This is a genomic window from Moorena sp. SIO2C4 (assembly GCF_010672485.1).
Classification (GTDB): Bacteria; Cyanobacteriota; Cyanobacteriia; order Cyanobacteriales; family Coleofasciculaceae; genus Moorena; species Moorena producens.
This window is the reverse complement of the sequence record NZ_JAAHGN010000938.1, coordinates 1-3,037: the sequence shown is the minus strand read 5'-3', so window position 1 is coordinate 3,037 and position 3,037 is coordinate 1. Positions and strand designations below refer to the sequence as shown.

The window sequence follows — 3,037 nt, the reverse complement described above, 5'->3', positions numbered from 1 at the left end:
CTCACTAAACCCTTTGACCCTGATCAAGTTTTGGAAAAATCTCAAGAAATACTTGGTATCACCGCTACTAGCGTGAAGTACCCCAACCTGCTTCGCTGAGGTTGGGGCTTCCAATTCTCAGGTCAATTCAGGGACGGTCTTATTCGTCTTTTGGGCTTCCCGCGCGCGTCCCCGACGCCTCAACCAGAGGCGCGACCCAAGGCCGGGGAACCCGGCCTTGGAGGCGCGCGCCTGCTAGAATTGGTCTTACTCAGCGTCCACAGGCAGACATCCGCCTTCCGCAGACGTATAGTTTGACGACAGACTTACCTTGGAATTACAGCATCTATGGCTAACCAGCCGGGGCAAGTCTCTTCCCTGAGCTCTGCTAGTACTTTGTATACCTTCTATCAATAGGTAGCCTTTTAGTCAGTCAGGCGGGTCATCGACCAATTTTATTATATCACGAATCGGTCTCGCTATCCATCCCCAGCTTTAAAGAAGCTGGGGATGGATAGCGAGTTTTGTTAAAGCCATCATCCTTCAGCTTCTGAGTTCGCCGTAAGCACGAATCATTGCTTGAGTTCCCTGTTCACCTCCTTTACCACTGTCAAGTTGTTGAACAACTTTGAAAAGACGGTCAGCTAATTCAACTCCAGCCAAATCCAGACTAGAAGACTGGAGGCTTTCGAGTACAAGCCTGAGGTCTTTGACCATGTGCTTAATCATGAAACCAGGCTCAAAGTCAGACTCAGCCACTTGTTGCCCTAAGTTGGATAACGCCCATGACCCAGCAGCACCTGTGCTACAAACCTCAATAACTAAATTAGGGTCAATTCCTTGATGTTCTGCCAACTTCATTGCCTCGCATAGGGCTACCATATGGACAGAACAAAGCACCTGGTTGCACAGTTTAACGGCTTGACCGCTGCCCACCGGACCGCACAGGCGAATGGTTTTGCCAAGAATTTCCAGTAGGGGTTTACACTCCTCGAAGTCCTTCTGGTCGCCTCCAAGCATAATGGTTAGGGTCCCATTTTTGGCTCCGATATCCCCACCGGAAACTGGTGCATCCAGAAAACGTAGGTTGTGCTTCTTTAGTTCCCCACTGATTCCCTGGGCTGCATTTGCTCCAATGGTGGTGAAATCCACAATTAGGGTATCGGGTTTGGCATACTCAGCCACTCCCTCAGCTCCCAGCATAACCGCTTCCACATCTGGGACATCCCCCAAGCAAGAAAAAATGATGTCAGCTGACTCGACGGCTTCCCGGATCGATGAGACTACCTTGGCTCCAGCATCAGCAGCAATCTTGACTCCTGGACGACCGGGGGTGCGATTCCAAGCCATAGTGGGGTAATTACTGGTGGAATAATCACTACGGGCAAGATTGGCTGCCATATATCCACCCATAACGCCGAGACCAAGAAAGGTAAGATTGCTGTTCATGCTGATTCCATTAAGTCCGCTTATAATATTCGGTTCTTCAGTACCTAGTATGCTAAACTATTAGTTAAAATTCCAATTAAGTAAACATCTGGATTGAAAGTTTTTAAAGTTTCTGAATCCATAAGCTGAACGTTTAATAACTTTTAATTTGTTATTAATACCCTCAACCACCCCACTAGTTGTTCTGTTATCAAAGTATGCGATAATTTCATCTAACCAACGAATAATAGTATTCCGGCTTTTCGGAAAATAATTTTGCGCTTCTGATAACCATGTACCTAATTTGAATAGCCCATCTAACCAATCATTTGTTTCATCAAAAATTTGGCGAATTTTTTCTTTAAATTCGTGCATAGTTTTAAGGCTTGGAGAAACTTATTTCACTTGAGCTAGTTTCTGACTTTGTTTTTTCGTCAAATATTTTTCATTTTTAAAAAGGGCATATTTACTTTTTTTAAGTTTCTCTAAACTCTGTTTATGATTTTATTTATCTGACTTGGTTTTAGCGTTTTTTAGTAAAGTTGTTAATTGAGTTTTTTCGAGTTTTATTTGTGAGTCTAGTTCTTGATTTATTTGTACCATTACATGAAATCTGTCGGCTACAACTTGAGCATTGGGCATTAATTCTAAAACTAAGCTTTTGTATCCTTGCCATAAATCAATACTAACCTCTTCTATCTTATCTAAGACCTCTCTACCCCATTTAATCAAAAAATTTTTGATTTCTAATTGTGTTCTTCCTTCTAATATTTGAATTAATACTGACTTCTCTAAATCTATTAATACTGCACAATAATTGCCTTTACCTTTAACCAGAGCTATTTCATCAATTCCTAGCTTTTTCAAATTTTTAGGTGGAGATTTGGGCAAGTCTGACCTGGCATCTTTTAACATTCTTTCTATTTCTTCTGTTGTCACTAATCCTTTTTGGGCTACACTTCTTATATCACTTCTTAAAACTTCTTTTAGGGTTGTCTCAGCCAACCTTTTAGTATATTTTCTTCTTTTCCTGACGAAATCTAACTTTTCACTGAACGGTTTTTTACATTTTTGACATTTAAACTGTCGTCTATTTATTTCCAAAAATACTGGGGACTCTCCCCAAGGCAAATCTTTAATTATATATCGATGATTTTGATGTAATTTATAACTTTTTGTCCCACACTGAGTACAGATGCTTTCATTACTGATTGACTCAATCTGTAAAATTATTCCAATCCCTTTGTGCTGGTGACGCGAACCAACTTTTACCCCTTTTATATCCAGAAGTTCTGTCAGCACTTTAATTTCCTTCCTTTTGTGATTTCATAATAACAAATATATATTCAAGTTACTTCCCTGATAGTTCTAGTTAATAATAGCTCATCTTTATAATTTAAATAAAGCTACATTTTGGGCTATAATTTGATGCATTTTTTTTAGTGTATTAACGACTTAAATTATTAGTTTAGCATACTAGGTACTGAAGAACCATATTTTTTAGCTTTACTATAGCGGTTTGTATTATAATCAGGTACACAGGATTTTTCCCCTCTTATCTGTTCCCTGTTCCCTGTTCCCTGTTCCCTGTTCCATGTTCCCTAAAAAATTTACATAACCCCATTAACCA

Annotated in this window: 1 protein-coding gene and 1 pseudogene; both read right to left on the bottom strand. The window is 40.2% G+C overall.

Annotation, left to right across the window (positions count from 1 at the left end; all coding sequences use genetic code 11):
* Positions 1–522: 522 nt before the first annotated feature.
* Entirely contained in the window at positions 523–1,428 is a 906-nt protein-coding gene (locus tag F6K20_RS31685) for an NAD(P)-dependent oxidoreductase (RefSeq protein WP_044495884.1), read from the bottom strand.
* Positions 1,429–1,488: 60 nt separating this feature from the next.
* Positions 1,489–2,715, bottom strand: a pseudogene (locus F6K20_RS31680) (ISL3 family transposase).
* Positions 2,716–3,037: the final 322 nt, after the last annotated feature.